The organism is Paenibacillus dendrobii (assembly GCF_009807035.1).
GTDB lineage: Bacteria > Bacillota > Bacilli > Paenibacillales > Paenibacillaceae > Paenibacillus_AQ > Paenibacillus_AQ dendrobii.
Map to the genome: position 1 here is coordinate 1,331,910 of NZ_WUBI01000001.1, position 25,925 is coordinate 1,357,834.

Consider the following 25,925-nt stretch of genomic DNA (forward strand, 5'->3'; position numbering starts at 1 on the left):
CTTTCATTTGAACCGGTATATTTCGGTCATTAGCTTGGTATTTTCGGTAGTCAGATTCATCTCCGGATTTTCCTGGCTCATCATCAGGAGGTTACTATCAGGACTCCATACCAGGAGACTTTTCAAATTGGGATATAGAGATACCAATGTCATATACCCTGATTTCGTATCCATGACATAGAGACCGGAGCTTCCCCTCTCCAAGTTGAACAAGGAGTACGCAAGTTTGGAGCCGTCGGGCGACCAGGACATCTGTCTCGCCAGCCGTCCTTCCGCCACAATGGTCTCCTTGAGCGGGGCATCCCTCTGCATAAGAGTCAGCGTATTGTTGTTATCCCCGGTTTCCACCGAAAGTGCCAGATGGTTTCCATCCGGGGAAACGGAGAAGTCCGCAACATGTTGACGAATCAACTCGGGTTCTCCTTTAGACATCGGCAGACTTTGTGTACCTGTGACAACCCTCAGCTTATAGAGCGAGTGCGCCTGATCGATGAAGTATACCAGGTATCCATCCGGAATCGATTTGTCTGGAGCGGATTCGACTTTAACCGGAAACTGCCGGCCGTTCATTTTAAGAATCGGTGTTATCCTTCCATCCAGCTCCGCTATGCCGAGTCCGTAGGTTACTGCTAAAACATATCCTTCTTCTCCCAACCATGCACCCCGCACGTCGCCATTCAAAATGGAATACGTTCCGTCGTTGATATCGAGCGGCGTTTTTATTCCATCCTTCATATTTACAAACGAGGCTTCCATTCGGTTGCTGACGAACAAATGCGTGCGAAGCGGGGAAGGATTTACCGTTATAGCGTTCTCCACACCGAGCCGCCGGTCCGGATCTTTCTCCTTGATGAGCGAGTGAGCATACAGTTCGCTCTCCTTCCAGAGCGGCGATTTCGTGCTGATAATCTCCGTATCGGATAACCATGCCAATCCATAAGAATCATCCTGACGATCAATCCGTTTGAGCTCTACCTTGGCGTTTGCCTCCCGAATCGGAGGGGTCTTGACTGTCACTTTCCCGCTGCCGTTACCGTTACATCCGGTCACTGCTGCCAGCATGACAATCATCACCGCTATGCCCAAGCGAGTTTTCCATCTATTTTTTTGCATCGCGGCCCCTCCTTTTCGTTCGTCTCTAACTGTTCTTCAGTATAAAGATCAATCATTTCTAAAAATTATCGAAATGTTTCCAACTTATAAACATTTCTCATTTGCGAGCGGAAATGTAACCACAAACTCTGTTCCTGGTCCCTCTAAAGGAGTTTCCACACTGATTTCACCGTGATTCTGCTTCGTAAGCTGTTTCACCAGTGCCAAACCCAAACCGCTGCCGCCGGACTTCCGCGCCCGGTCATGATTCACTGTGTAAAACGGCTCGAAAATCAGTTCTCGACGATCTTCCGGAATGCCGACCCCCGTATCGCGGAAATGGATTTCCACATGATCGTTCACGACTTTATTCATCATCGTTACCGCTCCCCCGGCAACGTTATACTTAATTGCATTATCCAGCAAATTAATAAAAATATGAGTTAAATTATTGCGATCCCCGATGATCCTTGACGGCCGAAGTTCCGTATGAAGGGATATTTCAAATTGTTCTGCTTTCCCCTTCATTCTGGAACTTATGTCTTGAAGCAGCTCCTGGAGCTCAACCTCCTCGGGGTGGTGATCGAATTCATACTTCTCGGATGCTGCCAGATGGAGCACACGCTCCACCAGATCATATAATCTTCCGGCTTCTTTCGTGATGGATGCGTAAGCATCCTGTATAAGAGCCGGGTCATCCGGATACATATGCAACAGATCCGCGTACGCACGAATTGAGGTCAGCGGCGTCTTGAATTCATGACTGATGTTATGGATAAAATCCTTCTGTTGCTTTTCCAGCTGGCGCAGCTTTTCCAGCGTTAGAAGCAGCTTCGCCTGCTCTTCCTGCAACGAATTCACATTGGCCTGAATGGCCACGTTCATATCGAAAATCCCGCTGCTCAGCTCCCCCAGTTCATCGTTTCGTTGCAGGCTGGGCTGCTCCAGATAATCCCCTTTTCGGATGTAGTCGGTCGCCTTTTTCAAACGATCTATTGCGGTGGCCTGCCGATTCATATAAATCCATCCGAAGATAAAGGAGATACCCAGAACAACAGCGCCTGCAATGACAAACAAATTTTGCATACTGCGGTAAAATGCGTGCTGGCTGCTGACTGAGGTCTGAAAATGGATAACGCCAAGCTGTCCCTGCTCACTTGGAACGGGAGATAAATACTCCAGTATTTCGCCGTGTTCCTCATAAGCGATTTTATTTTGCAATGCAAAACGGAGAGCACGCTGAACATCCGGCTTTTCCGCCATGATCAGAGAGTCTCCGGTTTGTTTTCCTTTTGCATCATACAGTATGACCCTCATTCCGCTGACCGTACCAAGCTCGCGTGCCAACGCCGGCCCTTGCAAACGCATGAATGTCTCGGCGTCCACCTGGGTGCCTGTTACGTACAGCTGCCGAATCCGGTCGGATGCCACTTGGGATTGCTGTTCCATCATGTGTTCCAACTGCTGCTTTTGGTTGCTTGATATCCCTTGAAGGATAAGGAAACTGAGCAATCCGATCGCAAATATGAGCAAAACGGCTAAAAAGCCGGTGAATTTCCATTTCAAACTGATTCGCATAACCCATCCTCCGCTTGTCTCTTCCCCGTTATCTTCAATTTTACGCAAGACACCGGTATCCGAGAGATGATCTAAGAGTAGCGGAGAACAGGCACAATTTCAAGAAAGCTGTTGTTCAAAAGGATATTTTTCCTGCTTGTTCAGATTTGTTCTTTCTGTAGTGTTCCGGTATTTTTCCATAAGTTCCAAGACGCCAAAGCCATTCGAGCGGTCCCATGGCAAAGCGGTTGAGCCACAGAAAGCTGCACAGCATTTGAAGCAATAGAATCTCGGTGGCGATCATGGCCAAGATCAAGTAATAGGCATGATGGCTCAGATCCAGCACCACATCCAGCGTTAAAATCAATACGGTCTGCATCAAATAATTCGTCAGTGCCATACGCCCCAGCTTACTCAGCGGCATAAGCCATTTTTTCATCCATGAATGCTGTAGAAGCAGGGTGAGCGAAGTCACGTAAAAAACGTCTTCCGCAAGGCTTCCTACGACCATCGCCGTGTCCACCATGCCTGTCCGGTCAAGGATTTCTTGCTGAGCCCATAACCCCGCTGGGATGAGAACAAGAGATATCACCAGAACGGTAATCCATCTTTTGGAGTAACGATCGACCTGCTCGAATATGCGGCATTGTCCGGCCCAGAGGCCGAACACGAACATACTTAGGCTCATCCCGATGGAACCCAGCCATACGCTGGAAACCAGCAGGATGATCGCGATGGCCAAATTCCAGGCTGGCTTCAATCGATACAAAGGGAGAAGCAGCAACCCCAAAATCGAATACAGCATTAGAGCTTCCCCGGGTTGAAACTGATGGTGTATGAATCCAAACACGAACAGTATCAGCAATCTCCGCACGAATAAAAGATACGCTTTGTCCCCCCGGGCGCGGGCGCGGGATATAAACAAGAAGAATCCCACGCCGAACAAAAAGCTGAAAATCGTATAAAACCTTTCATACACCGCCATATCGATGAATTTCAAAATCCCCTGCTCCAAGTGGTTCCAAAAGCCGTACTCCTTCGGAACATGGATATATGGAATCATTTGAAAAATATTAATAAAAATAATGCCGACCAGCGCAAATCCGCGCAAGTAATCCAATATGTCGATTCTCTTCATTTCCATACCCACTTTCATTACACCATCACCCGCTTCAGCTTCTGGATGTAACGCGAACAGACCAGAAGGAAATAGACGGCTTGAATGATCAGAAAAGCGGCCGAAGCAATGAACACGGGTTGATTGACATCATCCAGACCGAAACCTTCACGTACACGGTTGAGCACAACCAGCGTCTGGATCGCGGAAACAAATATGGGGATGAAAAACAAAGCCGCAATTTGAATGGTCGCCGATTTGCCCATTTCTGATGTCCTCAAGCCGATTTTGGACATTGAAGTGTAGATACGCTGATCCTGCCTAAGCTCGGAATGCAGTTTGAAATACAGAAAACTTGCCGAACAAACCGATAACAGGGAAGCGATGAATATGCCAATGAAGCTCATCATGGAAACGGATTGTTCATGCGTGGCGTACATGCCGCCCCGGGTCGTCATCGGAAGTATCGATTCCCCTTTTTCAATCCGATCTTCGTTCCACCGTTCGAGCTCCATGCCTACTTTATATTCCTCATCATTCCTACCCGGAGCGATGCCTCCATTCCAGGCCGGAATCATGAAAATGTACGCATAATCGATCCAGTAGCTTTTCTCCTCCGGAATTTGCTTCCTCAATTGTTCGTAAAGCGTCCCGTTCACGATAAGAAGATTGGTACCCGAAACCGGCGAGACTTCCTGCTTAGTCCGTATTTCCTTCACAATCTGCAGCCTGGCTTTCGGATCATGAAGGGTTACATGGGTGCCCTTATCCCAATCCGGGTTGTTCTTCGCTTCTTTGTCCGACTGGACCAACACTGCCTGATTCCCCTGCAGAGTCCCTGCCTCAGCCAGGCCGAGCTCATGCGCAATATGACCGTAACTTTCCGCCGGCATAATAGACACATTTGTTTTGCGACCCGATGCATTGGCCAAATAGGATTCGGTGGAGAAGATTCGATATTTGATCCCCTCCTCACTAAGCTTGTGTTCAATGGATATCAAATCTGCTTGATCTTGGTTCGGTTCATTCAAGAAATACCGGATCGAATAGGGATCTTCCTTGTACTTGCTTTGGTTGCTCAAATTCACCGACATGATGAAAGCTACCGCCATACAGCAGATGGAAGTGACCACGGTTACCATGAACAATATCCGCGCATTGTCTTTGATTTTATAAGCCATCTCCGAAATCCAGATCAGATTCGTGCCGCGCCATGTCAGGCGCCGGCTTTTCTTCAGCAAACGGAACGCGAGCACCGTGATTTGCGTGAAGAAGAAGTAAGTGCCTGCAATTCCCGTCACCGCCGCGAGCGTAAGACTCTTATCGATTCCGTAGTAGCCCGCTGCCAGCAAGAGAATGCCAAACAGAGAAACCAGCAAGGATGCCTTTGGCTCCTTCTTGGGTTTGCTTGATCCCTTGAGCAGCTCCAGCACCCGGTTGCGGTTAATCAAAATAAGGGTGAAGGCAGAAATAACGAGGAACAATATAATAAAAGCAGTAACCGTCAAAAGGAGCGCTTTCGTCGGAAAATACAAACCCAGCTGCTCGATGCCGATCATCCGGGCACTCAGAGCCAGGAATAGCTTGGACAGTAGGAGCCCTGCCAGCATGCCCGTCACGATCGACAAGGCGCCGATCAACATATTTTCCACAAAGACGAGCTTGCTCAGCTGCCCGCGGGTGGCTCCCAGAATTGTCAGGATGCCGAATTCTTTATTTCTGGCCTTCAAAAAAGTGCCTATCGAATACAAAACGAACAAAAATGCGAAAGTGTAGATGATGTATTCCATTGTCTGCATGACCATCTGTACACTCGATCCGATCCGGGTCTGGTCAATATCCGGATGAAATATAAAGAGCGCATACGTGAAAAATACCATGACCATAAAGCTGCTGCTAAGGAAGTAAGCGAAATACGCCCGGGCGTTCCGTTTGACATTATTAAACGCGAACTGACGAAAGCTCATTCGTATGACCTCCCAAGTATGACAGCATGTCGATGATCTTCTGGAAAAAAGCTTGACGGCTGTCTCCTCTGCGAATTTCGCCAGACAGCACCCCATCCTTGATGAATACGACGCGGTGGCAATAGCTGGCTGCCTGGGCATCATGCGTCACGAGCATCATGGTAACACCGTCCGTTTCGTTCAGATTCTCCAGCGTTTGCATCACCGTGCGTGAAGAATTCGAATCGAGCGCCCCCGTCGGTTCATCTGCCAGCAGCAGCGACGGTTCGGGTATGATGGCTCGAGCGATGGCCGCGCGCTGTCTTTGGCCTCCCGATATTTCATAGACCCGTTTATTCAGAATATCCGCGATACCTAAGCGTTCAGCAATTTTGTCCAGTTTCGCTTCCATCAATTTGAGGTTCTGCTTATCCAGCGTAAGCGGCAGAACGATGTTCTCTGCCACGGTCAGCGTATCCAGAAGATTAAAGTCCTGAAATACAAAACCCAGCTCGCGTCTTCTGAATAAAGCCAGTTCCTTTTTCTTCATTTCATGCGGATTGCTCCCGTTGATCAGTACGGTGCCTGAGCTTGGCGTGTCGATGGTGGATACCATATTCAGAAGCGTAGTCTTACCGCTCCCCGAGGGTCCCATGACTCCGACAAACTCTCCTTTTTGAATGGTAAGCCCGATATCCGTTAATGCCCTTGTCGTCACTTTCCCCGGATATACTTTGCTTAGACCGGTAACTTTTAAAATATCAGTCATGCTTCGTCTTTCTCCTTCCTGTCATTCATGCTTTTCTATGTACATCACTTTATAACATTGCTTCCATATAAACTATGGATTCTCCTTACCCCAACCTTAAACATTTGTAAGGTTATGTTCTGTTGTTGTTATCAAAAAACAGAAAGAAACGCTGCGACTCCCGCAGCGCCTTCTACACACACAACTAATATTGAATAAATACAAATTTCACGGTCGTTCCTTCGCCAAGGACCGATTCAATTTCCACTTGATGACCCAGCTTGTTACATACCTCCCGGACTAGAAAAAGGCCCATTCCGGTCGATTCATGATATTGTCTGCCCTGGTTTCCGGTAAAATAAGGGTCAAAGACTCTGCCCAGATCTTCCTTAGCAATGCCTATCCCCTCATCCTTGATTTCAAGAACAGTATTTAAACCAAGCAGGTAAGCGATGAATTGAACCTTTTTTCCGGGACTCTCGGAATAGTTGACGGCGTTGACAATAACTTGTCCCAACATAAAAGCAAGCCATTTGGCATCACTGATCACGCTCATATCTATAGCGATGGAAATCTCGGGATAGACTTGCTTCCGTATGAACCACTGCCGGTTCTCCGCAACGGCATTCTCCACGGCGTCCCGAAGATGAATGCCTTCCACCTTGAAATCCTGTTCAAACTTATCCAGCCTCGAAGTGTAAAGCGCCATTTCCAAGCCTTTTTTCAGCCTGTCTATTTCTTCTTGCATCCCTTCCGAAACTTCGTCTTCGAGATCCAAGTCCTGTAGCGAAAGCTGAATCACGGAAACCGGGGTTTTCATCTGATGGACCCAACGATTGATAAAAGCAGCGTGATTCTCCAGCTTTTGCTGTGTGCCGTACAGCTCGTTTTTGTACAACTGGAATTGATTCCGGAGCAAGTCGCTTAATGCTTCCGCCAGAGGCGCTTCCCCGAGCTCGTTCAACGATTGATCCATCTCTCCAAGCGGCGATTCAAGCCTAGCATACAACCTTCTTTGACTATAATATCGGTACGCCAGATACAGCAGCAGCATAACCAGACCGAGCAATGCGCCGTACACAACCGCCGAAACGGTGTGCTCCTCCGCTGCGACCCAATACCACAGACTGACAAGAATCACCTGACCCGTGTAAAACAAGATCAACGGCAGCTGCTCTCTCAGAAAAAGCTTCATGCCCCATCATTTCCTTCCAACCGAAGCTTGTAGCCCGCCCCCCGAACCGTTTCGATCGGCTCCTCGATCCCCAGTTCCTTCAGCTTTTTCCGAATTCTTGTGATGTAGACATTCAGGGTATTGTCATCGATAAAATGCCGGTCTTCCCACATCAAATCCAATAAACGCCCTCGGCTTACGATCCGGTCGGCTTTCTTCATCAGCGCTTCGACCAAAACGGATTCCTTTTGCGTGAGTTCAACTTCCAGCCCTCGGTATGTGAGCAGGAACCGTTCGGGGTATAACATCAGACCGGCCGACTCAACCGTTCGCTCTTCCGCTTTCGCTGAATAAGAGCCGTATGCACGACGCAGATGGCTGCGGATTTTGGCCACCACCACATCATAATGAAAAGGTTTCGTTATGTAATCATCCGCACCGTTTTCTAGCGCCATCACCTGATCCATCTCACTATCTCTTGCGGATATAAAGAGGATCGGGCAAGTGGACAACGACCGGAGCTGCCGGCACCAATAAAACCCGTCGAACTTCGGCAGGTTTACGTCGAGAAGTACCAAATCAGGTTGTATTTTTTTGAAATCTTCTATCACTTGGCTAAAATCTGTGACGATTGCAGCCGCGAAGCCATATTTCTCGATATGCGCTTTCAGCAAGCCTGCAATTTTCGTATCGTCCTCAATGATCAGTATGTTTATCCGCTCCAGCTGTCTCATCTCCATTCACACCGCATTCGCGGATTCTGGAATCTCTCTCAATCCAATTACTCATGCGAATCATACAATAAGTAAAACCGTCTTCTTGGTGTCTCTCACCAGACAGGAACTCTTATTCATGAAATTATCACGAAGTCTTTCAGCTCTCCTGAAAATGTATCCTGGATAAATCTTATACAAAAATCCGGCTGCTGCGCAATCGGATTACCGATGTGGGACTGAACCTGCAGCTAAGGAGGAGATGACAACATGGCTAATTTCAACATTTTCAACAGATCAACCCGACCCTTGTACACACAAAGCGTTAACACATTTACTTCGCCGGGTATCGGAACATTTGCCGGTTCAGGAGCCGCTTCGTCAGGAGAATCATTTACGCTCACATCGGGCAGCGTCAGCGTACCGGCTTCACAAAGCCTTCTGCTGCAAATCAGCAATCCGGCAGGAAGCGGAAAATCGGTATATGTCTCGCGAATTTCCGGCGGAGCGACGGCAGCAGCTGCAGTGAATGTACTTTCAGCTGGTACGATTACCGGCGGAACGACTCCGACTGTTCAAAACAACCTGTTCGGCAGCAGCATCGTCTCCATCGTAACTACCCGTCAAAATAACGGCACGCTCGGCGGAACACCTATCCTCTATTTGAACATGCCAATTACGACCGGCATCTATGTCATCAGTTTGGACGGTTCCATCGTCGTCCCGCCTGGCCAGACTTTAACGGTAACCCTTGGCACAGGGGCACTGACAGCATCGATAAACCTTTCCTGGTGGGAAGCTTAACGAGTGCTGAATTCAGCAGTTATCTTATAACCATGAGGAGGGAGACCTATGCCCAATGATTATGTCTTTGATGAACCCAATCAGCCAGTCTATACAAACCTGACCAATACGTATAAATCCCCAGGTATTATTGCGCCTCCGGAGACAAGCGCCGGGGCAACCGGAAATCTGTATGTGGTGAACGCCATCAACTCGACGAGTCTTGGACTGCTTGGCGGTACGGTTACCATAACCATTCAAGTCTCCAATCCGGCAGGAAGCGGGAAAACTCTTTATGTATCAAGGGAAACGGGCGGCGTAAACGTAGCCTTGAATCTGCTCTCGTCTTTCAGCGGCAACTTGACGCTTACCAAGGGAGGAACATTGACCTCCCCTACGACGCTAACACCGGTGAACAGTAATTTCGCGAGCACGCGCACGAGCGTCATGACCGCCCGTTCCTCCACCGCGGCCGTTACGGGAGGGACTACCTTTTACAGCGTTCCGCTCCAAGCCGGTCCGTTCATCTATAATGAAAATGGAAGTTATGTGGTACCACCCGGCCAGACGATCACCATGTCAGTCAGCGCATCGCTTACGGTAGCCGGACTTGTAGGCACGACGGCGGATCTGGTATGGTGGGAGGCCTGACCGATCACACGTGATGCCCCTCTTAGCGTCTGATTCCGGTTTGGGACATCGGCTGCCAGCCGGTCAGCCATTCCTTGGCGGTCGCGATCAGCTTCTTGGTAGCCGGAGTGCTGCTTTTAGACGTGTTCAAAGCAATCCCCAGCGACCTAAAGCTCTGATCTTCAAGTTCCAGGGCGACGATATGATTCGTTCTTCCCTGTAAAATCATTTCAGATAAAATACTGATGCCGAGGCCATTTTCGACCATCGCAATGATCGCATAATCATCCGCAGCCTGAAACGGGATAGGCGGTTTGATCCTTCCCTTTCGCAATACGCGCCGGACATCGTAATCGCTGCCTTCTTTCGGCATGATAAATGCTTCATCCGCAATCTGACTATACCGGACAACCCGCTGCTCAGCGAGCGGATGATCCGGAGGCAAAATGCACAGCATCCGGTCTTGCCTCAGCGGAATGATATGAAAAGAATCCATGGTAGGCAGGGAAACAAATCCGAAATCAATCTCCCCCTTCAGAAGCCACTCTTCGATTTCATGGTAATCCCCTTCAAACAGTTTGACCTCAATGTTCGGATGTTGGCTAAGAAACTGCCTGATCATGCCTGGCAGCCACTGAACGGAGATACTGGTGAAGGTGCCGATCCGAATCGTCCCCACCTCAATCCCGTTGATTAAAGCGACTTCTTGTTTTAATTGCTCCTGAACCAAGAGCATATCCCGAATATATTTCAGAACCCGATCCCCATTATCCGTCAGCTTCACGCCGGAACGGCTCCGGCTAAGCAGCGAGAATCCAAATTCCGACTCCAGGCTGTGAATGGCATGGCTGACACCCGACTGTGTTAAACCCAAAATCTCCGCCGCTTTCGTCAAGCTGCCCAGCTCCACCACGGTATGAAAAACTTCGTATTTGATTAAACTCACATTTCACACGCCTATCTCATTATTTTCGCACATCATTTACATGAATTTTTCTCATGTTTGCAATTATAAACATTCAATTTTCTTATCTTAAAATACCACTTATACTGATTCAGGCACAAGTTGAAACTTACATAAAGGCTGGGGCATTTAATGAAACAATACAAAGCAGATTTAATCGTACTACTGGTCACCGTTTTTTGGGGAACATCCTACTTATTCATGAAAATCGGTCTGGACTCTCTGCAGCCCATCAATCTAATCGCACTAAGGTTCGGGGTTGCATTTGTTGCTGCAGGCTGCGTGTTTTATAAAAAACTGTTGAAGACTGACCGAAAAGACTTATTCTATTCGATGATACTTGGACTATTGCTGTTCGGTATGTTCGTCTCCATCATGCTTGGACTTCAGAGCACTTCAACGTCCAACGCAGGTTTTCTAATGAGCATGACCGTCATTTTCGTTCCTATACTCAGTACCGTATTTACGAAAAACAAATTGGACAAGCGTTTAATTGCGGGCCTGGTCCTCGCTATGGCTGGCATTGGTATGCTGACGCTCAAAGCCCATACCTCTTTACAAGCTGGAGATGCCTGGTGCATTCTGTCTGCGCTCTTTTTTGCCATTCATATCATCATGACTGGACGCGCAACCCAAAAAGCGGACTCCATCCGTATCGGTATCCTCCAGCTCGGTGTTACGGCTGTGCTTGCCCTTGTTTTCACTTTGGCGTTCGAGACACCAAGGTTCCCAAATAGCGGTTCAGGCTGGATTTCGGTACTTGCTCTGGGCCTCGTATGCAGCGCATTAGGCTTCGTTCTTCAGGCCATTGCACAAAAGTACACGACTCCGACGCATACCGGGCTGATCTTCGCGCTGGAACCCGTGGTGGCGGCGGTACTTGGTATCTGCTTCATGAAGGAAACGCTGACGCTGCAGGGTTATATCGGTGCTGCACTCGTTTTGAGCGGCGTTGCATTTTCCGAACTGGATGTCAAAAAGCTGCTTGGCATCCGTAAATTAGCACGCGGATCTTCGTATACATGATACTAATGCAGGTGGATAACAAGAAAAAAAAACAGCCCGGGGGTAATCCCGGGCTGTTTTTTTCGATCACATTACTTCTTCAATCCAAACTGCTTCAACAAACGATTCAAATCCGAATTGATCTGCTTCACATCCGGTCCTTGCGCCGGTTTATCCGATAGCCCGTACGCCTGCTTCAGCTTCAGTATGGCGTAGACGCGATTATTCAGCACATCCTCTGATATCTTGCCATCCTTAACCGCCGTCTTCAGCGCTTCGATGGCCGTTTTTTCTTTCTCATAATCATGTCCGACCAAAATGATGTTGCCTCCTGCCAAAATGGCGCTGACGGAGGCGTTGCCGATATCATAATTTTTCTCGATAGCCCCCATGGTCATATCATCCGAAATCACGACACCCTGGTAATTCAGTTCATTGCGGAGAAGGTCCGTGATAATCTTCTTCGAAAATGAAGCCGGATGATCCGGATCGATCTTGGGCATCAACAAATGTGCGATCATGACCACTTCCGCGCGATTGTCTATCGCTTCCTTGAACGGAATGAGCTCCATTTTACGAAGACGGCTTAGATCGTTATTCACGACGGGCAGGCCTATATGCGAATCGACGGATGTATCTCCATGTCCGGGAAAATGCTTCACGACGGGCACAACCTTCTGGGCTCTCAAACCTTCCATGGTTGCGATCCCGAGTCGGCTCACAAGATCCGCCTTATTGCCAAATGAACGGTCTCCAATGACCGGATTCTTCGGATTGCTGTTAATATCGAGAACAGGGGCAAAGTCCATGTTCAGGCCGAATCCTGAAAGCTCCTGCCCAAGTATCCCGCCAATGCCCTTCGACAGGTCTGTGCTGTCTTTATCTCCGATCGCCCGGCTTGTAGGTACCTTCACGAAGTCATTCGGCATACGGGACACGCGTCCGCCTTCTTCATCCACACTCATCCAGAGCGGCACCGGATTCGATTTATTATTTGCTTTCAGATCATTAAACAATTGGAGCGCCTGCAACGTATTCTCGATATTGTTTTTATAGAAAATAAATCCGCCGACATGGTACTTCTCAATCAGTTCTTGCGTCGCTTCACTGCTTGTTGTTCCATCCATACCGACCAAAACCAATTGACCAATCTTTTCCTCCGTACTGAGATTGTTCAGCTGTTCCAATGCCGGATCACTCGGCACCTTGTTTACATCCTCGGGCTCTGTCTGGCTGCTTCCGGAAGACGTACCTGATCCATCCGCCTTCGACGAGCCATTCGAGCCTTGGTTTGAATTTTGTTGCGAAGTATTTCCCGTCTGTGGTTCCGATGTTTTGGCATCTTGTGCTCCGCCGCCGCATCCGGCGGTCAATATCCCCGCAAGCATTAAGGTCATACCCAGCTGCCATATCCGTTTCACGTCCATGCTCCTTCCCTTACCGATGAACGAAGGGTTTATTTATGTTGATTATCGGTTTCTTCAGCCTCTTTATGCACTTTCGAACGGCGTTCCATGAATGTAAGATTCCGCCTTGTGGCTAAGGTGGTTCCGGGCGGTACATTCATCAAGTGGCTCTTGGATACTCCGATCCGCTGTGAAGTATAAATGCCGCTGTAGCCCGAGAACAGATAACTGATCACACATGCGATGAACAGATACACCGCGCCATTTGAACCGAATAATTCAATTCCCATCAGAAAACAAGCAATCGGCGTATGCGTCGCTCCGCAAAATACCGCGACAAAGCCCAAAGCCGCCAGGAACGGTCCGTACATATGAAACAAGTCTGCAAGCGTATGGCCTAACGTGGCGCCGATTGCAAATAGTGGCGTGACTTCCCCGCCTTGAAATCCTGTTCCCAGTGTAACCGATGTGAAGATCAGCTTCCAGAGGAACGCAAAGGTCGGTATATCCTGATGAAAAGCATCCGTGATCAATGGAACGCTCAGTCCCAAATATTCGCGTGAGCCAACAAGATAGACCAATCCGATTACGATCAGGCCTCCAACAGCGCTTTTCAGCATCGGATTTCGGAATAAAATCGAAAACAGTTTTTTCAGCGCATGCGTCAATTCGCTGAAGCAAATACTTGCCAAAGCGAATAAAAGGGAAGCGGCGATTACTTTAAGAAGTACGATCAAGGTAAGTGCCGTAGCAATCATCTGCGGATATTGAACATGCTCTACACCCCACAACTGCGTGGTTACCAGATGACCTACGAAGCTGGCCGTAAAGCATGGAATGAGCGCTTCATACTGAATCAGGCCGATCGCGATGACTTCAAGACCAAATACCGTACCTGCAAGCGGCGTCCCGAACACCGATCCAAAACCACCGCTGATCCCGCACATGAGCAGAATTTTTCGATCGATGGGGCCAGCTTTGATCCATTTGCCAAATCGCTCCGCAAGGCTCCCGCCCATCTGTACAGCCGTCCCTTCGCGACCGGCCGATCCGCCGAACAAGTGGGTCACCAGCGTTCCGAACAGGACCAAGGGAGCCATTCGCAGCGGGATCGCCTCGTTCCCGTTATGGATTTGCTCGATGATGAGATTATTGCCTTTTGAGCTGTTTTTCCCGAATTTCAGATACATGAAACTGACCAGCGCTCCGCCAAGAGGCAGCAAAAAGAGCAGCCATGGATGCTGTAAACGGGTATCCGTCACATACTCCAGCGCGATCAGGAATATGGCGGATGCCGATCCGCTCAGGATGCCGACGACGCCACCCAGCCAAATCCATTTAAAAAAGCTCCGCAATAACGCCGCGTGCCAAAAATTCGACCGTTTCTGAATGTTCCCATCATTCGTGTTCTTCATCACTTCTGTTATGCCCCTTTTCCTGCTTGATATGTATGAAATTTCCGCACATTCGGCAGGAGCAGTTAAAATAAAACAGACTCCTACCAGTGTGTGCTTCCTTTTCACTGGTAGGAGTCATCAGCCTTGCGGCGGTTATGGCGAACTCCATCGCCCTATTACCTGTTAACGATGTTCATATTGTAAACGAATAAATTGCCCGCCGTCAACAGGTTCTCTTTGCAGAGACAATGCTCACTTCATTTTAACCCGCGTCGCCGGATGCATAATCAAGCAGGTTCTCACGATATCTGCCCGGCGTCACGCCTTCTATTTTTTTAAAAGCCCGAATAAACACGACATCGCTGGTATATCCGACCAATTGGGCGATTTGGGCATTCGTCAGATCCTTGTCGCACATATGCTGTTTCGCGAGCTCGACCCTTCTCCGGACGATGTAATCGCTCAGGTTCATTCCGCTTTGCTTCTTATAAAAGGTTGAGATGTATTGCGGCGTCATATCAAACCGGTCGGCAATCATGCCAAGTCCCATATTGGGATCTGTAATATGCTCTTCCAAGAACTCGGACATATCCTGCAGCAGCTGAACGCGATGATCCGTCCGTTCCGTCACCAACGTCTCTGCGAGCATTTCATAGAGCTTTTTCGTTCTCTTATGCATGCCTTCCGCCGTTTCATACGAAAAGATATCCTTTACGAGATCGACTTCGGGTCCGAGAATATCATTTTGCTCCTGCCCCGTGGCGTTGATAATCTTCAAGAATGTGCTGGTAATATTGAAAAACAGGCATCTCCCAAGCTCCGGTGTAATGCTGCCGGATTCGAAGTTCATCATATAAATGGTGTCCAGCAGCTTGAGCGCATTTTCCGTATCGCCGCTGCGGACGAAGTTGATCAGCTGCACCTCGATATCGATCGGATAATAGTAATGGGAGTGGACATTCGTAATATCCTCGAAATAAATAATGCTCCCTCCGCCTTTAATAATCCGGTATTCAAGGGCCGCCAAAGCTTCTGCGTAGCTCTCGCTGATACTCTTGGCTCCAGCGTGCGGTAGACCCGCCGCAACCGTAATATCGATTTTGAACCGTTCTTCGACCATGCTTTTAAGCGATTCGGTCATATTTTTGATGTTTTGGCTTACTTCATCTTTGCATTCTACCTCGTAATTGTTCAACAGAGCGACGCGATCACGGTCAAGCTCCACGGCAAAGGTCTGATGCGGACTTGGAATCATATCCATCCCGATATTCGATATGATGAACCGTGCCAGCGCCCATTGTTCCTCGCTTGCCTCCGGGTTGAATCTGGAGATGCTGTCCAGCTGTACGACGATCACGGAGAAGTAATCGCTTACAAAATGAATGTCCATAAACCTGAGCGAATGTCCTCCCGTATGTGATGCATCGACCTCCATTTGGCCCCGAATCAGCCGCGACAGGAAATTGGACCTGATGACGGGCGTTTGCTGGGCCAGCAGGCTGCGCAGGTTTTTCTCCTCATGCAATGAGCCTTCAATCGACTGGACAATGAACTCATATTCGTTTCCGGACAACCGGCCCTTCCACTCCTTGCCGCCGAGAATGGTATTCACCGTTTTGCGGAGCGGGCTGTAATTCCGGTAGGCGATGGTGAATGCCGCAAGCAGTCCAACAGCGAGACAGAGACCGAACAGGATCATGGCCCATTTTTTAATTAACAGGACTTGCTGCATGAACACACTTCGAGGCGTGACGAGGACGTATTTCCAGCCCTCCTTCTTGGAAGCCGTATACGACACCACCTTCTCGTCGCCGTTCAAAGTGTGATTGAATAATCCCCCGGTACCGTTAATGCCGGATAGCAGGGCAGACGGAAGCGGTTCACGGTCCGTAGCCATAATCGTTCTGCCTTCTCCGTCGACAATATAAATGGAGCTATCGCTTGCCGACTCGATCTGGGCGAACATTTCCTTGATTTGGCTTTCATCAATCAATATAACGAAACTCCCCGTTATATCCCTGCGGTCACGGCCGGGGAGAGACTGCGTAAACGTAATGACATTCAGCGGCGTTTTCTCAATGCTCTGCATCGGGTCATACTCCGCGCGTCGCAGCAGCGTGGCGGAAGGCAGATAGGCCATCGTATGGAAGCTGGTCAGCATCCCGTCCCGCCACTGTTCATAGGACATGCCCTGATAACTGTAATACATATCGTAAAATTTGCGGGAATCCGTTAACAAGCCGGATTTCAGGACCAAATCGCTGTTGCGGAAGTACACATAATAATCCATGATGAAATTCGTGATGTTGCCCGGCCGGGACAACGTGTCCCTCATAAACTCAATGAATTTATAACGGTCCGGGCTGTTTTGATCTTCATTCAGCTTCAACAAATATTCAAGCTTCGGATCGAAAATAATCTGCTGCGCCAGTTTATCCACTTCGTTAAGTTTACTGTCGAGTGACAGTTTAAGCTGCTCAAGCATTGCCTGATTGGAGCGGTTCGCCCCATTTTCCAGGCTCTCCTCCACTTTGGTGTACAAAAATGCACCCATCGATACAGGAATAAGCAGCAGAACCAGATTCGAGATTAACATCGTGATCCACACGCTTCTTAAATTTCGGAAGCCGAGTGAACGAAGAAGCCATTGCACCAAGCATCACCCCTACCTTATTCATGCATCGTCAAATCATGCGTGAATCATGAACGATTAGGTTCATTATAATGTAACCGGGCAGGGCTGGACACTGTTTTTATTCTTTGATGGCACCGATTAATACGCCTTTGACGAAATACTTCTGCAAGAACGGATACAAGCAGATAATGGGCAGCGTAGATACGATAATCGTGGCGTATTTGATCGTCTCGCCGATGGCGTACTTGTCGTCAGCCGCCACGCCCGTGGACATGGAGTCCGTCGAATTGGCGATCAAAATTTCCCTTAAGACCAGCTGAAGCGGATACATCGTTCGGTCCCGCAAATATACGAGCGCCGAAAAATAGGAATTCCAGTGGCCTACGGCATACCACAGGATCATGACCGCAATGACCGGCATGGATAACGGAATGACGATCCGGAAGAGGATGGTGAATTCCCCCGCTCCGTCGATTTTAGCCGATTCTTCAAGCGACACGGGTACCCCCTGAAAAGCGGTTCTCATAATAATCAGGTTGAACGTGGAGATGGCACCCGGAATCAGCAGCGCCCAAGGGGTGTTCATCATGCCCAGCTTGTTGACCAGAATATAGGATGGAATCAGTCCCCCGCTGAAAACCATGGTGAGTACGATGCCGAACATCAGAAAATTCTTGAAATACAGATTCCGGCGGGAAAGCACGTAAGCGCCCAGGGCTGTCATGAACAGATTGATCGCCGTGCCGGCAGATACGTAGAAGAGCGTGTTCCTGTAACCGCTCGTGATCATCGGATTCTTGAATACCGCCTTATAAGCTTCGAAGTTTAACCCGAGCGGTTTCAGCAGCATGCCCCGATGTTGAATAAAGCTGGAGGCCTCGCTTAAGGAGGCGAACAAAACATACAAGAAAGGATAAAGCGTGATGAAGCAAAGCAGCAGCATCAGCACCGTATTGATGACGCTGAATACTTTTTCGCCTGTCGATTGAGCACCCATGATTTGTCCCTCCTTACCACAGTTTGTTTTCGGATACGCGTTTGCTGATTGCGTTGGCTGAGACGATTAAGATTAAACTAATAACGGAATTGAACAGACCCACCGCAGCCGTAAAGCTATAGCTGGCCTCCAAAATCCCTTTGCGGTACACGTACGTCGAGATGACATCGGCCGTCTCGTAAGTCAGCGGATTGTACAGCAGCAGCACCTTTTCGCTGCCCACGGACAGCATATTGCCCATGTTCAGAATCAGCATGATGACAATCGTCGGCATGATGCCAGGGATCGTGATATGGAAAATCTGCCGCCAGCGGCTTGCCCCGTCGATTTTCGCCGCTTCATACAGCGTAGGATCGATATTGGCAATCGAAGCCAGATAGATAATGGAGCCCCAGCCTACCCCCTGCCAAATGCCCGAGGATACGAAAATAAACCGGAACCAGCCCGATTCCTTCAAAAAATCGATCGGAGCGATGCCGAACATGCCGATCAGCTGGTTAATCAAACCATCACGGCTGAGAAAATCGAACATCATCCCCGCCACGACGACGATCGAAATGAAATGCGGCAAATACGAGATCGTCTGCACGAAGCGCTTGAACATCATTTTGCGAATCTCATTCAGCAGCAGCGCCAAAATAATTCCCGCCGGAAAGCCGAAAATCAAGTCGTAAACATTAATCAGCACCGTATTTCGGATCAGCCTCCAAAAATAAATGCCATTGAAAAAGCTGTCGAAATGCTTGAATCCCACCCATGGGCTTCCCCAGATCCCTTGAGCGGGCGAATAATCTTTAAAAGCGATCAAAAGCCCGTACATCGGACCGTAATGAAAAATCAGATAATAGGCGATGACGGGCAGCGCCATCAAGTAAATGATCCAGTTAAGACGGAGGTCTTTTCGGATCATCTGGCCCTTGGTCATATCCAAACGGCTTTTCGCCGGACGCTTGTTCGTTAGCTTCTTATTCGTTACCTGCCACATTTGTCTCCCTGCCCTTCATGTCAGAGTCTTGCCGGAATAGCCGGGAGATGGCCAAGGCCATCCCCACAACCATTCTTTTCTCGCTTAACGCTTGTTGAACCGGTCCAGAGAAGCCTGCTGAATCTTGATGGCATCTTCTATGCCCATAGCCTCAATTTTTTTGACGTACTTATCGAAGTTATCCAGCGGCTCAGCGCCCATAATGAATTTCAGGAACATTTCGTCCTTGTACGTATTAATGTCTGTCATAATGGAGGCGTACTGCGAGCTTTCGTCTTTGGTTGGCGTTACCAGCGGCATTTTACGCTCATCGGTAGGCTTGGACCAGATTTCGAGAGCATCCCGCTGATTCGGCAGCGCCAAATATTGCATTTGGAAATCGTCGCTGAGCACGAATGGCGCGCTCCACGTCGAACGATTATGCTTCGCAAAAGATTGCTGCAGGCTCACGCCGCTAGGAGGATTGAGAACTTCAGGCAGAAAGACGGGTTTGCCGTTGTCCATTTTGTAAGCCTCGCCTTCCTTGCCGTAGTTAAACAGCAATTCTCCCTTGTCACCGTAGGCATAATCCAGCCATTTGACCGTTTCAATCGGATTCGGATTACTGGTCGAGATCGCAGCGCCGATGCCGTTGGTCGCAAAGTCCTTTTGGCCCCACAGCGGCTTGTCGCCTGGGTTCAGAACCGGATAAGGTGCAGCCACCAAGTTGAAATTCGGGTCTTTGTCCTTCATCAAATTAGCGTATTTGCCGATGCCGCCGCCGTTATAGGTCGGTGCAGCGCCAAGTTGATTGCCCGTCATTTTCGCGTCAAACAACTTGTCGTTGGGTGCCGCGAAGTCTTTATCGAGCAGACCTTCCTTATACCATTTGTTCATGGTGGTCAAAAATTCTTTGTACTCCGGCTGAATCGGACCAAACTTCACCTGGTTATCGATTTGGTAGAACCCGTAATTGATTCCCCAGGCGCCAAGGAAAGGCGCATCGATGCCCACATCGTCTTTGGTTATGTACAGTGGGATTTCATCGGCTTTTCCGTTGCCGTTCGGATCTTTCTCCTTGAATGCCTTCAGCACCTGATACCATTCATCGATCGTGGTCGGCACTTGAAGTCCCAGCTTGTCGAGCCAGTCTTTGCGGATCGATGGCCCGTAGAAGACCCGGACTTTTTCACCACCCCGAAAGAAGGGGAACATATACAGGCTGCCGTCATCGGTCGTCACCTGCTTCTTCCAATCCTCATGCTCATCGAGCAGTTTTTTCAAATTCGGTGCGTATTGATCGATCAAATCATTCAATTTAATGATTTTGTTGTCTTGAATCGCTTTCTCCGGTCCCCCCGGATAACCGATCCATGAAGTTTCGATCACATCCGGCAGTTTCTCGGATACCATCATTAGGTTGAATTGTTCTTGGGCCTGAGCCGAGTCGGTTGGCGGGTGCTGAAAATCAACCTTGACGCCCGTAATATTCTCAAGCTCCTTGTACATCCCCATTTCCGCATAGGTTTTCATTTGTGCTGCGGCTGCAGAATGCATGCTCACCCAATATGTAAGGTGGTTAAGTTTTGGCGGCTCAGCGGTTTTGCCTTCCGGTGAAGTCTCTCCCGCGGCCTGATCTTTTCCGGCACTGCTGCCGCAAGCGGCGAGCGATAAAGCCAAGGCAGTTACCAAGAGTATGTGACCCAACTTTCTAATCTTTCTTTCCATGAAAGCGCCTCCTTTTTATTCATCTCGAATGTTCCGGACTTTCGTTTCACCGATCAGCCGGTATGCAAAGTATAGGAAAGAATGATTGCTTTTAGGAACTGGAACATTTTCATAAGACCTGTATTTTCGTAAGATTATCGACTGACGATTCTAATTTTCCCTTGCAATTTTAAATATCCTTCATTTACTCAAAGGGCGAAAAAGCCCGCTGTAATGGGCTTTTTCACTCCAATTCACGTAATAAAAACCTTGGTAGGGAATTCTAAACACGCACAAGCCTCACGGCCCTAAGTTTGACGGCATCGGCATGCCAAATTTCCGTAAACCGGGGCGAAGGATCTTTCAACTTCGATGAGATAAGCGTCAAAGATTGAATGCCTGCTTCAGCCCAGGTGACTTTTCCTAAATTGGACAACACGGGAACATACGGATGCTGGCACGAAGGTGAATCCGGATCCGCCTCATCCTCGCGCGGATCAACGGCCAAGCATTGTCCGGCAGCCTCCAAAACCACAGGTTCCGGGTATAGATCCCCCCATGTCTGATCATGCCGCTTGTAACTGACCAAGAACACTTCATAGGTTCCCGGTTCAATCAGTTTGAAGGTCCATTCTGCACTGCGCAGTGCATAAAATCCAGCCGTTTCATCGGCATGACGGACCAATCGCACCTTGGCTAGAGGCACATCGAGCTGAAAGCTGCTTTCAGGCAACTGTGTGAGCGTCCGGTCGAAATCGTTCGCACCTACCAAATCAATCGCGATGACAGAGACATATGAATCCGTAGGATCAGGCGGCAGATCGAGTTTCAATGTATGCAAATTCAGCGCTTCATCATACTCCTGCGCGAAACTCAGTTCTCTTCGTTCCGTGTCAGCCAACGCATAGGCGCGTAGAACAGAGTTGCGAATTCCGAATATTCTAAGCCCGTTTTTCGGCCACTTATCGTTAAAAATGTGAAGATACAACCTGCCCGTTCTTGCCGTGATGCCTCCCCATTGCAGTTCACCAAGAAACGGACTTCCTTCTGTGCCATAAATAGCCTCGGAATTCCGGTGCGTCCACGCTCCAACTTCACGCAAACGTTGTGCTGAAAGCTCAGGTATTTCGCCTGCCGGTGTGGGGCCTACGTTCAGCAGCAGGTTGCCGCCTTTACCAATCACGTTGACGAGCTTGCGGACCAATGAATCCGCCGTTTTCCATATTTGATCCCGGGTTGTATATCCCCAAGATTGGTTGAGCGTCATCGGCGTTTCCCACGGCCTGCGGTCCTCACCGCTCATCCCGATCTCGTTATCCCCTTTGGAAACGTAGTCTCCCATCCCCATAACATGCGAAACCCTGGAATTCATCAGGCAGTCCGGCTGCAGGCTCCGCACATGCTCCACGATATCCTTGCTGTCTTCTTCGGATAAGCCTCCGGCCGTATCGAACCACAACAATCCGACTCGCCCATAACCGGTTAGCAATTCTCGCAACTGCGGTTTAACTTTGCCCTCCCAATACTCGGCGAAACGCTTTTCCTCGAGCTTGTAATCCCAGGTATTGTTGTGCTCCTTATGGAGCGAGTGCGGATGATGCCAATCGATAACATGCGAATAATAAAAGCAGAGCACGATCCCCTCTTCCCTGCAGGCCTCCGCGAGCTCCAGCATGGGATCGCGGCCGAACGGAGCTGCGTCCACGATGTTAAAGGGATCCGCTGCGGAATGAAACATGGCGAAGCCGTCATGATGCTTGGCCGTGATAACGATATACCGCATACCGGCATCTTTGGCCAGCTTCACCCAAGCCTTGGCATCGAATGCGATTGGGTTAAATTGCCCTGCCAGCTTCTCGTATTCCCGCACCGGTGTTTTCTGCGCATACATCATCCATTCGCCCTGAGCCGGGATGGCATATAATCCCCAATGAATGAACATCCCGAACCTCGATCCGGTCCACCACGCCGTTTTCGGATCCTGTTCAGGCGCTTTTACAAGATTCAGTGCGTTCTTTTCTTTTCCCTTTTCTTCCATCAACTTCGCCCCCTCCTACCAATATGGCTTCCAGTCTCTCGTCACGCGAACCAGTGCTTCAAACATGTAATAATCGCCCCAGATACAGCATTCATCCACGCCGTTGTTTCCTGGCTTGCTATATACCGCGTGAAGTAAAATCCCGTTCGAAGAAGGGACATCGCGGGTCATGTAGTTGTCAATCAAAGACTCCAGAATGTGGGACGCCGCATTCTCGTATTGGCGTTTCAGAGGATCCGTCAGCGGCAGATGCGAGGATGTTTCGAGCAGTCCGCAAACCGCGATGGCTGCGGCCGAGCTGTCCCTTTCCTCGGGTCCGCCCGTGAAAATGAGATCCCAGTACGCGACGTAGTCGTCCGGAAGCCGGTTCAAGAAATAATTGGCCACTTTTTTCGTCAGATCGATGAGTTCCTCATCTTCCGTGTAACGGTAAGACAACGGAAAACCATATATTCCCCAAGCTTGCCCGCGTGACCAGCAGGAATCATCTGAATAACCTTGCGCCGTGGAGCCATATTTCGGTGCTCCGGTCTCGGTATCCATGTAAAAGGTATGAAAGCTTGAAGCATCCTCGCGGATGAGATACGCCGCCGCCTGCCGCACATGTGAATCCGCCGCATCTCTATATTTTCTGTCGCCGGATACCTCGCTGGCCCAAAATAAGAGAGGCAGATTCATCAGGCAATCGATAATCATCCTTCCCTGCTGTTTCGGATCGCTGAGATTTCCCCACGCCTGAATGATTCCGGCTTTCTCCAAATACCGGATATAGAGAAGGTCTGCGGCTTCCAGAGCCACGCGCTTTGCTTCTTCATTACCAGTCAGCTTATATGCCGACACGCAGGAGAGCGTATATAAAAAACCAAGGTCATGGGTATCCGTATAACGGCGTTCCTCCACCCGCTGCCTGTAGCTGCCGAGCTGATTCTCCGCCGCCTGCCGGTATTTCTCCGCCCCGGTTGTTTCGTACGCAAGCCATAGCATGCCGGTCCAGAATGCCGGGGTCCATTCGGTATTGCCTACCTGCCTGTACACGTTGTCCGTACTCGCTTCCGAAGGAAACGTATCTTTAAAGGTTTCAAGATTGCGATCTACCTGTCCTAAAATAAAGGTTATCGCTTCCTCGCAGCGTTCTTTCGTAAGCGATGGGGCTTGTTCATACTTGCCGTCAACGCGAATGCCTTCGTCCTTCACCTGACTCATTGTCTCATTCCTCCCAGTATCATGTTGATTGTCTTTGGATTGAATTGTAACCAGGAGAAGCCTTGATTCACAATCGTCTACTTTTCCGGTCTACTGCCGTTTTTACTTCATCCGCTGATAGGTTGAAGATTCGTCGGCCTTGTTTAAACATCGTTTCAGAGGCAAAGCGTCATCCGTTTTTACTCTCAATGCAATCAGCACCAGAAAAATTATCATGAATACGGCATCAGAATGTGCATCTCCAAAACTTGTTTTTTCCGATGTGTGACAAAGTCCGAAGGCATTTCATATTAAACGCTTCCGATAAAAATCCTCTATTTTCACAATAAAAAGCCTGCGAAAGGATCACCTCTATACCAAGGGTTCCATTTCACAGGCTTATGACCTGAATCAGGCTGCTAAAAAGCGATGATGCCCCACCAGATTTTAATCGCCGTGGCGGCGATCAATACGGCAAGACCGATGCGCAAGTATCTGACGTTCAAGTGGCGGCTCACCCGTGTGCCGATCGGCGCTCCAATCACGCTTCCGATCACGGTGAATAGCGTTGGCAAAAGCGGAATGCCGCCACCGATGAGCTTACCCGATACCCCTCCGATGGCAGAAATAAATACAATAGCCAACGAGGATGCCACGGTAACGCGGGTAGGAATTTGCAATAGTGTCAGCATAATCGGTATGAGAATAAAAGATCCTCCAGCTCCAACGATGCCGGATACGATTCCGACGAGCAATGCCGCGATCGATGCCATCGTAGGATTGAAAGTGACAGATTCCAGCGAAGCTTCCTCACGGTTCCCACGACTGGGCACCATCATCAGAATGACAGCTATGACGGCTAAAACGCCGTAAACAATATTGATGACGTCGCTGGGGAGATATCTTGAACTGACGCTCCCTCCCAAACTCCCGATTAGAATGCTGATTCCCATGTTGGCGATTAATCCTCTGTGCATCAGCGGCTTTTCCTTCTTGCTCTGCTTCCTGAATGCGAGAATGCCGGCCAGCGAGGAAAAGAAGACTTGAAACATGCTGATCGACGATACTTCCTTGGCCGTAAAGCCGCCGGCATGAAACCATTCAGGAACGTACAGCAGGAGGGGATAGTTGATAATCGCGCCTCCGATCCCCAGAAGTCCTGAAAAGAACGAACCGATCAGTCCAATGAAAAACATGACGATATGTCCGGTGACATCCATGGAAGTGCACCTCCTCTGCCGGTTCATAGTCGAATATTATTTTTGAAATGCACTATACTAATGGAACTTTACGCGTTATAATAATCCCAAGTAATTCAATGGGAATAGGATGGTGAATCTTACATGCTTGCCAAACTTAAAAGCCTGTTTCAAGACCGCTGCCCTGAATGTTCCGAACGGCTAGTGGCCGAATCGGATCATCTACGCTGCACCAAGAGCTGTCCGAATCAACATTACACGGAAGAAACCTATAGCCATCTCAACGTAAGGATCATATACCACAGTTAATGATTATAACCGAAATAACAATGAAAGTGATGATGATACACGTTATTGAAAATGGCAAACACTCCGCGCTACCGGAGTGTTTGCTCTTTTAATGAGCGATTCTTTATTTCTTCTTGATCCAAAATGTATAAATACCGTTATCTTCAGCGCTTTCCAGGAGATGATGTCCCGTCGAATTCGCCCATCCTGTTAAATCGTTCTGCGAACCTTTATCCGTTGTCTGTACCTCCAGAATTTGCCCCGACGCGAGCTCTTCAATGGCTTTTTTGGTACGTATGATCGGCATTGGACATGCGAGTCCTTTGGCATCCAGCACTTGATCAGCGTTCATACCTGTTCCTCCCTTATTTTCTTGTCATTCT

The 25,925-nt window shown here is 49.0% G+C and carries 21 protein-coding genes and 1 riboswitch; of the genes, 3 read left to right on the forward strand and 18 right to left on the reverse strand.

Translation table 11 applies throughout. The annotated features are described in order from the left end of the window. Positions 1-3 precede the first annotated feature (3 nt). The 7 genes from GRF59_RS05635 to GRF59_RS05665 form a co-directional block, all read right to left on the reverse strand. Positions 4-1,113, reverse strand: coding sequence for a PD40 domain-containing protein (locus GRF59_RS05635; protein WP_160496647.1), 1,110 nt, complete (start codon positions 1,111-1,113; stop codon positions 4-6). Between the two features lie 84 nt (positions 1,114-1,197). Continuing rightward, positions 1,198-2,670: a sensor histidine kinase gene (locus GRF59_RS05640; RefSeq protein ID WP_160496648.1), complete on the reverse strand. Its 1,473-nt coding sequence runs from the start codon at positions 2,668-2,670 to the stop codon at positions 1,198-1,200. 115 nt (positions 2,671-2,785) lie between these two features. Next, entirely contained in the window at positions 2,786-3,805 is a 1,020-nt protein-coding gene (locus GRF59_RS05645) for a DUF418 domain-containing protein (RefSeq protein ID WP_237391643.1), read from the reverse strand. Next, the gene (locus GRF59_RS05650) at positions 3,805-5,733 is read right to left on the reverse strand and encodes an FtsX-like permease family protein (RefSeq protein WP_160496649.1); all 1,929 of its coding nucleotides are present in this window, start codon (positions 5,731-5,733) and stop codon (positions 3,805-3,807) included. Before GRF59_RS05650 ends, GRF59_RS05645 begins: the two co-directional genes overlap by 1 nt. After that, entirely contained in the window at positions 5,708-6,481 is a 774-nt protein-coding gene (locus GRF59_RS05655; protein ID WP_160496650.1) for an ABC transporter ATP-binding protein, read from the reverse strand. Before GRF59_RS05655 ends, GRF59_RS05650 begins: the two co-directional genes overlap by 26 nt. A 184-nt stretch (positions 6,482-6,665) precedes the next feature. Then, entirely contained in the window at positions 6,666-7,655 is a 990-nt protein-coding gene (locus GRF59_RS05660) for a sensor histidine kinase (protein WP_160496651.1), read from the reverse strand. Continuing rightward, on the reverse strand, positions 7,652-8,374 hold the full coding sequence (locus GRF59_RS05665) for a response regulator transcription factor (protein WP_272914964.1): 723 nt from the start codon (positions 8,372-8,374) through the stop codon (positions 7,652-7,654). Before GRF59_RS05665 ends, GRF59_RS05660 begins: the two co-directional genes overlap by 4 nt. Before the next feature lie 243 nt (positions 8,375-8,617). On the opposite strand from GRF59_RS05665, the gene GRF59_RS05670 reads away from it, so the two are divergent. Both GRF59_RS05670 and GRF59_RS05675 read left to right on the forward strand, forming a co-directional pair. Next, entirely contained in the window at positions 8,618-9,151 is a 534-nt protein-coding gene (locus GRF59_RS05670) for a hypothetical protein (RefSeq protein WP_160496652.1), read from the forward strand. A gap of 48 nt (positions 9,152-9,199) precedes the next feature. Continuing rightward, complete coding sequence (locus GRF59_RS05675) at positions 9,200-9,781, forward strand: hypothetical protein (protein WP_160496653.1); 582 nt, start codon at positions 9,200-9,202, stop codon at positions 9,779-9,781. Between the two features lie 22 nt (positions 9,782-9,803). Here the strand turns inward: GRF59_RS05675 and GRF59_RS05680 are convergent, their stop codons facing one another. Then, positions 9,804-10,706, reverse strand: a complete 903-nt coding sequence (locus GRF59_RS05680) for a LysR substrate-binding domain-containing protein (RefSeq protein WP_160496654.1) — start codon at positions 10,704-10,706, stop codon at positions 9,804-9,806. A gap of 150 nt (positions 10,707-10,856) precedes the next feature. On the opposite strand from GRF59_RS05680, the gene GRF59_RS05685 reads away from it, so the two are divergent. Next, positions 10,857-11,750 (forward strand): DMT family transporter, encoded by an 894-nt coding sequence (locus GRF59_RS05685; protein WP_160496655.1) that lies wholly within the window; start codon positions 10,857-10,859, stop codon positions 11,748-11,750. 71 nt (positions 11,751-11,821) lie between these two features. Here GRF59_RS05685 and nagZ read toward each other — a convergent pair whose 3' ends face one another. The 10 genes from nagZ to GRF59_RS05735 all read right to left on the reverse strand — a co-directional run bounded on the left by nagZ (position 11,822) and on the right by GRF59_RS05735 (position 25,894). Next, the gene (nagZ, locus tag GRF59_RS05690; RefSeq protein ID WP_341480013.1) at positions 11,822-13,150 is read right to left on the reverse strand and encodes a beta-N-acetylhexosaminidase; all 1,329 of its coding nucleotides are present in this window, start codon (positions 13,148-13,150) and stop codon (positions 11,822-11,824) included. A gap of 35 nt (positions 13,151-13,185) precedes the next feature. Continuing rightward, on the reverse strand, positions 13,186-14,550 hold the full coding sequence (locus tag GRF59_RS05695; RefSeq protein ID WP_160496657.1) for a voltage-gated chloride channel family protein: 1,365 nt from the start codon (positions 14,548-14,550) through the stop codon (positions 13,186-13,188). Between the two features lie 104 nt (positions 14,551-14,654). Further along, positions 14,655-14,714: riboswitch (Fluoride riboswitch) on the reverse strand. 80 nt (positions 14,715-14,794) lie between these two features. Beyond that, on the reverse strand, positions 14,795-17,185 hold the full coding sequence (locus GRF59_RS05700; protein WP_160496658.1) for a helix-turn-helix domain-containing protein: 2,391 nt from the start codon (positions 17,183-17,185) through the stop codon (positions 14,795-14,797). Positions 17,186-17,285: 100 nt separating this feature from the next. After that, on the reverse strand, positions 17,286-18,164 hold the full coding sequence (locus tag GRF59_RS05705; RefSeq protein ID WP_202128499.1) for a carbohydrate ABC transporter permease: 879 nt from the start codon (positions 18,162-18,164) through the stop codon (positions 17,286-17,288). Positions 18,165-18,177: 13 nt separating this feature from the next. Continuing rightward, positions 18,178-19,089 (reverse strand): ABC transporter permease, encoded by a 912-nt coding sequence (locus tag GRF59_RS05710; protein ID WP_160498142.1) that lies wholly within the window; start codon positions 19,087-19,089, stop codon positions 18,178-18,180. 144 nt (positions 19,090-19,233) lie between these two features. Further along, on the reverse strand, positions 19,234-20,856 hold the full coding sequence (locus tag GRF59_RS05715; protein ID WP_160496659.1) for a type 2 periplasmic-binding domain-containing protein: 1,623 nt from the start codon (positions 20,854-20,856) through the stop codon (positions 19,234-19,236). Between the two features lie 262 nt (positions 20,857-21,118). Further along, the gene (locus GRF59_RS05720; protein ID WP_160496660.1) at positions 21,119-22,873 is read right to left on the reverse strand and encodes an alpha-L-fucosidase; all 1,755 of its coding nucleotides are present in this window, start codon (positions 22,871-22,873) and stop codon (positions 21,119-21,121) included. Positions 22,874-22,888: 15 nt separating this feature from the next. Next, a complete protein-coding gene (locus GRF59_RS05725; RefSeq protein WP_160496661.1) occupies positions 22,889-24,076 on the reverse strand; it encodes a glycoside hydrolase family 88 protein in 1,188 nt (395 codons plus the stop codon). Between the two features lie 398 nt (positions 24,077-24,474). After that, positions 24,475-25,275: a sulfite exporter TauE/SafE family protein gene (locus GRF59_RS05730; protein ID WP_160496662.1), complete on the reverse strand. Its 801-nt coding sequence runs from the start codon at positions 25,273-25,275 to the stop codon at positions 24,475-24,477. A 391-nt stretch (positions 25,276-25,666) separates the two neighbouring features. Continuing rightward, complete coding sequence (locus GRF59_RS05735; protein WP_160496663.1) at positions 25,667-25,894, reverse strand: sulfurtransferase TusA family protein; 228 nt, start codon at positions 25,892-25,894, stop codon at positions 25,667-25,669. Positions 25,895-25,925 lie beyond the last annotated feature (31 nt).

Excerpts from the sequence above, each read along its gene's own strand:
- GRF59_RS05635 (WP_160496647.1), bottom strand. The coding sequence starts at position 1,113 with ATGCAAAAAAATAGATGGAAAACTCGCTTGGGCATAGCGGTGATGATT.
- GRF59_RS05640 (WP_160496648.1), bottom strand. The coding sequence starts at position 2,670 with ATGCGAATCAGTTTGAAATGGAAATTCACCGGCTTTTTAGCCGTTTTG.
- GRF59_RS05645 (WP_237391643.1), bottom strand. The coding sequence starts at position 3,805 with ATGAAAGTGGGTATGGAAATGAAGAGAATCGACATATTGGATTACTTG.
- GRF59_RS05650 (WP_160496649.1), bottom strand. The coding sequence starts at position 5,733 with ATGAGCTTTCGTCAGTTCGCGTTTAATAATGTCAAACGGAACGCCCGG.
- GRF59_RS05655 (WP_160496650.1), bottom strand. The coding sequence starts at position 6,481 with ATGACTGATATTTTAAAAGTTACCGGTCTAAGCAAAGTATATCCGGGG.
- GRF59_RS05660 (WP_160496651.1), bottom strand. The coding sequence starts at position 7,655 with ATGAAGCTTTTTCTGAGAGAGCAGCTGCCGTTGATCTTGTTTTACACG.
- GRF59_RS05665 (WP_272914964.1), bottom strand. The coding sequence starts at position 8,374 with ATGGAGATGAGACAGCTGGAGCGGATAAACATACTGATCATTGAGGAC.
- GRF59_RS05670 (WP_160496652.1), top strand. The coding sequence starts at position 8,618 with ATGGCTAATTTCAACATTTTCAACAGATCAACCCGACCCTTGTACACA.
- GRF59_RS05675 (WP_160496653.1), top strand. The coding sequence starts at position 9,200 with ATGCCCAATGATTATGTCTTTGATGAACCCAATCAGCCAGTCTATACA.
- GRF59_RS05685 (WP_160496655.1), top strand. The coding sequence starts at position 10,857 with ATGAAACAATACAAAGCAGATTTAATCGTACTACTGGTCACCGTTTTT.
- GRF59_RS05695 (WP_160496657.1), bottom strand. The coding sequence starts at position 14,550 with ATGAAGAACACGAATGATGGGAACATTCAGAAACGGTCGAATTTTTGG.
- GRF59_RS05705 (WP_202128499.1), bottom strand. The coding sequence starts at position 18,164 with ATGGGTGCTCAATCGACAGGCGAAAAAGTATTCAGCGTCATCAATACG.
- GRF59_RS05710 (WP_160498142.1), bottom strand. The coding sequence starts at position 19,089 with ATGACCAAGGGCCAGATGATCCGAAAAGACCTCCGTCTTAACTGGATC.
- GRF59_RS05715 (WP_160496659.1), bottom strand. The coding sequence starts at position 20,856 with ATGGAAAGAAAGATTAGAAAGTTGGGTCACATACTCTTGGTAACTGCC.
- GRF59_RS05720 (WP_160496660.1), bottom strand. The coding sequence starts at position 22,873 with ATGGAAGAAAAGGGAAAAGAAAAGAACGCACTGAATCTTGTAAAAGCG.
- GRF59_RS05725 (WP_160496661.1), bottom strand. The coding sequence starts at position 24,076 with ATGAGTCAGGTGAAGGACGAAGGCATTCGCGTTGACGGCAAGTATGAA.
- GRF59_RS05730 (WP_160496662.1), bottom strand. The coding sequence starts at position 25,275 with ATGGATGTCACCGGACATATCGTCATGTTTTTCATTGGACTGATCGGT.
- GRF59_RS05735 (WP_160496663.1), bottom strand. The coding sequence starts at position 25,894 with ATGAACGCTGATCAAGTGCTGGATGCCAAAGGACTCGCATGTCCAATG.